9 protein-coding genes are annotated in these 7,492 nt (G+C 27.0%); 4 read left to right on the forward strand and 5 right to left on the reverse strand.

What is annotated here, in order from left to right:
* A partial coding sequence (locus B2W91_RS14730) for a Na+/H+ antiporter NhaC family protein (protein ID WP_291582301.1) occupies positions 1-498 on the forward strand: 498 nt, incomplete at its 5' end.
* Between the two features lie 207 nt (positions 499-705).
* On the forward strand, positions 706-1,149 hold the full coding sequence (locus tag B2W91_RS14735; RefSeq protein WP_291582303.1) for a DUF2383 domain-containing protein: 444 nt from the start codon (positions 706-708) through the stop codon (positions 1,147-1,149).
* A gap of 41 nt (positions 1,150-1,190) precedes the next feature.
* Here B2W91_RS14735 and B2W91_RS14740 read toward each other — a convergent pair whose 3' ends face one another.
* From B2W91_RS14740 to B2W91_RS14755, 4 genes are all read right to left on the reverse strand, one after another.
* Positions 1,191-2,567 (reverse strand): sensor histidine kinase, encoded by a 1,377-nt coding sequence (locus B2W91_RS14740; protein WP_291582304.1) that lies wholly within the window; start codon positions 2,565-2,567, stop codon positions 1,191-1,193.
* The gene (locus tag B2W91_RS14745; RefSeq protein ID WP_291582306.1) at positions 2,536-3,234 is read right to left on the reverse strand and encodes a response regulator transcription factor; all 699 of its coding nucleotides are present in this window, start codon (positions 3,232-3,234) and stop codon (positions 2,536-2,538) included. The genes B2W91_RS14740 and B2W91_RS14745 overlap by 32 nt, the downstream gene beginning before the upstream one ends.
* A gap of 13 nt (positions 3,235-3,247) precedes the next feature.
* Positions 3,248-4,042 (reverse strand): hypothetical protein, encoded by a 795-nt coding sequence (locus B2W91_RS14750; RefSeq protein WP_291582307.1) that lies wholly within the window; start codon positions 4,040-4,042, stop codon positions 3,248-3,250.
* Between the two features lie 103 nt (positions 4,043-4,145).
* Positions 4,146-4,598 (reverse strand): hypothetical protein, encoded by a 453-nt coding sequence (locus B2W91_RS14755; RefSeq protein WP_291582308.1) that lies wholly within the window; start codon positions 4,596-4,598, stop codon positions 4,146-4,148.
* A 442-nt stretch (positions 4,599-5,040) separates the two neighbouring features.
* Between B2W91_RS14755 and B2W91_RS14760 the strand changes: the two genes are divergently transcribed.
* A complete protein-coding gene (locus B2W91_RS14760; RefSeq protein ID WP_291582309.1) occupies positions 5,041-5,499 on the forward strand; it encodes a CBS domain-containing protein in 459 nt (152 codons plus the stop codon).
* A gap of 149 nt (positions 5,500-5,648) precedes the next feature.
* On the forward strand, positions 5,649-6,587 hold the full coding sequence (locus B2W91_RS14765; protein ID WP_291582310.1) for a DMT family transporter: 939 nt from the start codon (positions 5,649-5,651) through the stop codon (positions 6,585-6,587).
* An 83-nt stretch (positions 6,588-6,670) separates the two neighbouring features.
* Here the strand turns inward: B2W91_RS14765 and B2W91_RS14770 are convergent, their stop codons facing one another.
* A complete protein-coding gene (locus tag B2W91_RS14770) occupies positions 6,671-6,979 on the reverse strand; it encodes a hypothetical protein (RefSeq protein WP_291582311.1) in 309 nt (102 codons plus the stop codon).
* Positions 6,980-7,492: the final 513 nt, after the last annotated feature.

Consider the following 7,492-nt stretch of genomic DNA (forward strand, 5'->3'; position numbering starts at 1 on the left):
GGACTTCAAAGTATGATGTCTACCGTATCCTTAATCATGTGCGCTATGACTTTCGGAGGAATTATGGAGAAGTCAGGGTGTCTAGGATTATTAGCTGAAAGTTTATTAAAATTAGCAGTAAACACTGGTTCATTAATATTAGTAACTGTAATATCTTGTATATTTACAAATCTTATTTCTGGAGATCAATACTTATCAATAGTTATTCCAGGTAGAATGTATAAAGATGAATATGCTAAAAGAGGTCTTGCTCCTAAAAACCTTTCAAGAACCCTTGAAGATGCTGGTACTATGACTTCTTGTTTAATACCTTGGAGCAACTGTGGAGCATTTATGAGTTCCACTTTAGGTGTCCCTACCCTCTCTTATCTCCCCTTTACTTTCCTTAATTTAATAAATCCAATTGTTGCTATTATTTATGGATATACAGGTATAACTATTGAAAAAATTAAACCTGAAAATACAAAGCCTGAAAAAAACTCTTCTTTAAATATATAAAATTATAGTAATTCTTTTTTAGAGATTTATAATTTCTATCGTTAAAAAGCTCTATGACAATCATAGAGCTTTTTCTCATATTATAACTATTCATTTTATAGAAAACATCAAAATTTAGAATATTTTAATGTTAATTTATATAAATTACATATATTATAACCTTTGAATCCATAATAATCTTAGTATATGTAAAAGGAGTTGTTTTCTTTGAATAAAGAGTGTATTAACGAATTGAATAAATTCCTTCAAGGTATTTATATGGGCATTGATACCTTTGAACAGTATATCCAGAAATGTAATGATTATAATATAAAGAATCGATTGCAAGAAATAGAAAAGGATTATAGATTACACGCACTTAACGTATCGGAAAAAATTCAAGACTTAGGCGGTGTTCCAGTTAATAGTTCAGGATTTGCTCATGAAACTATAGATTTTTATTCCCAAATAACAAACGATATTACACATAATTCTTCTCAAGATATTATTGAAGAAGCTCATAATGTATCAAATACAGGCTACATAATAGGTAGTAGACTAATCCAAGAAAGTAAATCAATAGATCACGACAGTTATAGACTTTTGAATTCCATATTAAAAGATTATCAAAGGCATATGAACTACCTAAGCAAATACCCTGGCATACATTAAAATAAAGCAATAAAGCATTGGCTATAAAAATAGCAAATGCTTTATTTATTTTCAATTGGTAACACCACCGTTATAGTTGTTCCTTTTGAAGTTTCACTACTAGCATATATTTTACCACTATGATTTTCAATAATTAATTTTGCAATAGCAAGCCCTAGACCACTTCCACCTTTTTCTCTATGTCTAGCCTTATCTACCATGTAGAATCTATCAAATACTTTAGCTAAATCCTCTTTAGGTATACCAATACCTGTGTCTCTTATAACAATTTTTGCAAAATTATTTTCCCTTATTAAATTAATTACTATTTCTCCATCTTCTTTAGTGAATTTAATACTATTGTCCACAAAAATTCTTAAAGCTTGCTTAATCATCTTATAATCAGCATCTATAATTATTTCATCATTTATTTTACTATATATATTATGTTTATCAGAAATAAATTTACTTTCTTTTATTATCTCATCAATTAATTCATTTAAATAAAATTTTTCTTTATTAATCTTTTGCGTATTACTATCATTTCTTGCTAAAAATAATAATTTTTCTAATAATACAGTCATATTTTCTGTTTCTTTTTTAATAGCTTCAATTGACTCTTCTAAGATTTCTTTATCATCTTTCCCCCATCGGTCTAATAAATTTACATATCCTTTTATAACTGCAATAGGTGTTCTAAGTTCATGAGAGGCATCAGATACAAATTGATTTTGTTTTTCAAAAGATCCCTGAAGTCTATCAATCATACTATTAAAAGTTGATGCTAGCCTAGATAATTCATCCTCCTTAGGAGCAACTTCTATTCTTTCTTTTAAGTTGTTAATACTTATACTTTGTGCTGCCTTAGTTATCTTATCAATGGGCTCCAACATACCTTTACTAACCACACTTCCAAGGGCTATAGAAATTATAATCCCTCCAAAGCAAGCTGTTATCATAAAAGCTTTTAATACCTCCAAGAAGATCTTTTCGTATTCTATATCTTTAACAACTTGAATATACTCAGTACCATTATTAGTTTCAACTTTATTGCTTACATATATATACTTTCGCTCTTTCTCATATCTATAATCAGTTCTATCAGAAGTATTATTAGAGTCTGTATTTAAAGGAATATCATACTTAAAGTTATCTACAGCTTTAATCACATTTCCTTTATCATCTAATATCCTAGAATAATACTTTTCTTTAGAGGGTGCACCATCAAAAATATTTGAATAACTAGACACACCTTTTGGACTTACAATTCTTTGTTCTATAATTTTAGATACATAATTTAACTCTGCACTAACTTGACGCTCTGTATAAAAAGTTATTCCTAAATATATAGCACTGTTTAATGCAATTAATACGCTAAGAAGTAATATAGTATAAAGTATAGTTAACTTAGTCGATATTTTTGTGTTTTTTAATAACATATCCTACTCCTCTAACGGTATGAATTAACTTCACATCAAAATCTTCATCAATTTTGCTTCTTAAATATCTAATATATACATCAACTACATTAGTATCCCCCATATAATTGTATCCCCAAACAACTTCCAATAATTGTTCTCTGTTCAATACAACATCTACATTCTTTATTAAATATTCTAGAAGATCATATTCTCTTTTAGTTAATTCGATTAATCGGTCTCCTCTCTTAACTTCATGAGTACTTAAGTTCATAACTAAATCATTAACCATAATTTCATTTTTATTTTCATTATTCTTGCTACTATTTTTTCTCTTTACAGCCCTAATTCTAGCCAATAACTCCTCAATTGCAAAAGGCTTCGTCATGTAGTCATCAGCTCCAATGTCTAGTCCTGTTACTTTATCTATAACACTATCTTTAGCTGTAAGCATTATAATTGGTACATCACTAAAAGCTCTTACTCGTCTACAAACCTCCATACCATTCAAACTTGGAAGCATTACATCTAATATAACTAAGTTATATTCATTATTTTTTATTTTTTCTAAGCCTTCTCTACCATCATAAACAGTTTCAACTTCATAACCTTCGTGCATCAATTCTAATTGAACAAATCTAGCAATTTGTTTTTCATCCTCAACGATCAATATTTTATATTCCTTCATAAACTTCCCCCTCCTAGGTTAAATGTTTTTTTCTATTTAAAAATGTATTTTTGTTTTCTTTGTATAACTGAATTACAAAGATTAATATTATAAAGAAAGATACAACTAATACTATACCTAAAACACAAAATATAGCTGCTATAATCCATATTATCATTCCAAAATTCATATCACCAGTAAATGTTATTATTGCAACCTTTCTATTGTTGACTTCATCGCTAATCTCATGCAATAAATATAATTGCTTGAAATTTTTTGCTTCTATATTACCTTTACCATCTGAGTTTTTCAAGAGCTGCTGAAATTCTTCTTCATAAAAATCTCCCCCTAGAAAAAGCATATCGTTTATGTAAGACTTCACATAAACTATTTCAGGGTTATTACTACTATATAAAAATCCTCTATGAAGATAATCATTGTATTGATCTTCTTCATAATTAGCATTTAAGCTTTTATCTAATATAAACTTTTCATTTTGGGACAAATTAGAATTGCTATAGCTATATGTAATATTATTTTCATTATCTAAAATAAGAATATCTTTTATTGAACTAAAACTTTCTCCAAGTTTCCTAACATGGACTTTTAACCGTTCATTTGATTCGCTTTTTTTAATATCTCTGAGTATAGATTTATAATTATAAAAGGTTTTTACTCTATTTCTATTAAACCAGGGTATAATTGCGCCAAAAAACATCACAGTTACTAAAAACAATATAGTAAAAGCTTTTAAATTGCTCTTGAAATTATTAAAGGCTTTTGTATGAAACAAATACTTATTAAATGTATCTTTTACTATTCGTATCACTTAGTACTCCTCCTATAACTCTTTCATTAATTATATATTTTCCCCATTAAAAATGCATTAAAACCTAATTAAATATAAATAAAGCATCTATGTTATAGATGCTTTATTTATATCTTTTATTTTTTAATAAAATTTTACTAATTGCGATACATGCCACAGCACTAGCAATTACCTTTGCAGCTACTTCTTTTTTATTTATTTTTTCTACTGGTTCCAAATTATTTATAATTATTGCATCCTTTGAAGTACTTTGTGGATAGAGATATGCTCCTATCATACAAATATGTTGAAATCTTATTTCAGAAAAATTATCAATAAGGCCACTTAAAGATTTTAAAAAGTATTCCTTATCCCATTCACTGATAGGCTTTAATACTTCGTTATTATGTTCATTCATTAAGCCATCAATAAATTCCTCAGCGTATTTTTTAGCTCTTAATATTTCTCCTACATTTCCTGGATCTTTCCTTATATACTCAATTAATGCTGTCCTTACAGCTTCAACTTCTCCTAGTGATATAGCTTCTATTAAAGATGCCTCTGCTATAAATTCCATGATTAAAAACCTCCTAATAAAATTTAATCTTAAGGCATTTTGAAGATGCCTAATGTTATTATAATCTAATATTCATCTAGTAATATATAGATAAACCACTCTAAAATTTAATTTATGTCTGAATACAAGTTACACTTTGATATATTAATGCACAATGCACAATTAAGGAAGAAATTNNACTGTGAATTGTGAATTTAGTAGTATTAGTAGCAATGCCAATAAATGTTAATTACTTTCAGGGCAGATCAAATTTAGAAGTGATACATCTCTATCTACTATTTATGAAAGTCTTATAAAACTAATTATAATGCCTTAGTATAAATTAGTAAATACTTCTAACTTTAAATCATTTTGTAACCATATTGACATATAGAATGATATAATAGTATATATAAGAACAAATTAAAAATAAGTAATATAAGATTAATTGGAGGATGATCCTATGAATGTTGCTTTTTTTCTTACTCCAAAAAGTGAGGTAATACATGAAAAGGTAAATTCAACAATGAGAAGAGCTATGGAACGTATGGAATACCATAGATATACAGCTATCCCTTTAGTAGATGAGAAAGGCAGATATGTTGGTACATTAACAGAAGGAGATATTTTATGGAAATTTAAAAATGATCCTGATATAACTTTAAAAGATACTGAAAAGGTATTAATTAAAGATATACCAAGAAATGTTCGAAATAAAGCAGTGTCAATAAATTCTGACATAGAGAGTTTAATACTAGTTGCTAAGTCTCAAAATTTTGTGCCTGTTGTAGATGATTCTAATATCTTTATTGGTATAATTAAGAGAAGCGATATAATATCCTATTGTTATAATAGAATATTCGATGGAGATAAATTTAAAAACCTTCCTAGCTATGAAATTTTAGATGAAATAGCTAATTAATTACCTTGAAATTTAAAATATTTTGCTAAGTTTCCAAAGGAATTTATTAAAAAACCTAGAATATATAATGTATAACGTCATAATCTAAAAATTTATGTATTAGATTATGACGTTTTTTTACTGTGAAATATAAAAAAGGAAGTGATTTGATGAAATCTTTGAAGAACAAAAGTTTATTAGCAGATTTATCTCTTTTATTAGTAGCAATCATATGGGGTGGAGGTTTTATTGCCGTAAAAGATTCTGTAAATTTAGTACCACCCTTCTACCAAATGACTATAAGATTTTTTCTCTCAACTGTTTTAATGGCAATAATCTTTAATAAAAATTTAAGAAAAGTAACTAAAGCAGATTTTAAAATGGGAACTATAATAGGAATTTTTTTATTTTTAGGGTTTGCATTTCAAACTGTAGGAATTGTTTATACTACCGCTAGTAAAAGTGCTTTTTTAACTACAACTTACGTAGTGCTTGTTCCTTTTTTAAATTGGGCTATATTTAAATTAAAGCCAGATAAATTTTCAATTATTGGTGCAATCTTATGTTTAATTGGTATTTCCTTCTTAACTCTTCAAGGAGGTTTAAATCTTAATGGTGGTGACATACTTACAATATTATGTGGTATAGGTTTTGCTGGGCAAATTATTACCATTGGTCTATACACTAAAAAAACAGATCCTATAATATTAACTATTCTTCAATTTGGTGTAGCTGCCATATTATCTTTTATTATGGCAATTTTCTTTGAACCTGTACCTCAGTTTGAAACAAAATTAATACTACCTATAGCATATATGGTTATATTCAGTACTACACTTTGCTTTATAATTCAAAATGTAGCTCAAAAATATACAAGTTCTACTCATGCTGCTATAATACTCTCTTTAGAATGTTTATTTGGATCATTGTTTTCAGTATTGATATTTGGAGATAAATTTACCTTCACTATGATTATTGGCTGCATATTTATATTTATAGCAATAATCACTACTGAAACTAAATTAAGTTTTATATTTAAGAATGCTAACTCAGAAAATCTTTTGGCTGATAAAGAACTAGAAGTAGCATCAGGTGAAAACATAGAATAGCAAAGCGTGACTTTTAGTCACGCTTTTTAAGCTGAAATATTAAATAATCTATAAAAACAATTATTAATCTTTAAGTTAATTATCTATTTTTCTTTTTTATCTTTATAAATTTTATACGCCTCTTTAAAATGTTTATTAAATCCTTTTACAAAATATAAAATAAAAAGTATTATAAAATCTACTGCTACTAATGCAACCATTAAATTTCTTAATTCATTATTTTGTCTTATAGCAGGAATTAAGCCTATAACTACACAAATTGGTATACCTATAACTATTATATATTTTATATCTTTATTTTCTTTATACTTGTAAATACAATATCTTATCCATATTAAGCAAGCAAAAATGCCACAAATTAACTGCAAATAATCCTTCATAAACCCTTTCATCCCTTTCCCCCAAAGTATCTATAATTTATTTTATATAGAAATCTTATATTTCTCAAGACTTTTATAAATTCTAAAATTAACATAAAGCTTAGAATGTACTTTTAGATTATCTCCACAATATTAGCTTCTGCCCCTTATATCTATAAAAAGAGCATATAATTTAAGCAAAATTAAAATAGCTACATCAATGGAATTAACAATTGACAATGAAGAATTATGAACATTTTTAAAGTTACACAGTAGCTTTACATAAAAAAACTAGCAATTGTATTGCTAGTAAAAATCAGTTAAAGAAATTAGTTTGACCAAAACTAATTTCAACCATAATCCTTCATTCTTCATACTTAATTCTTAATTCCTAAAGCTTTTTCATATTAATATTTAATTTTATAAGTATTATTCTGAATTATACTGCACCTTAGGTGCTTCACTGCTGTTCCCCAGAGGTGAAAGATTGGCGAACACTGTTCGCCACTACAAAATCTATTGATACTTCTCTTATAAAAGAGAAGT

It is taken from the genome of Clostridium sp. UBA6640 (genome assembly GCF_002455975.1).
Classification (GTDB): Bacteria; Bacillota; Clostridia; order Clostridiales; family Clostridiaceae; genus Clostridium_J.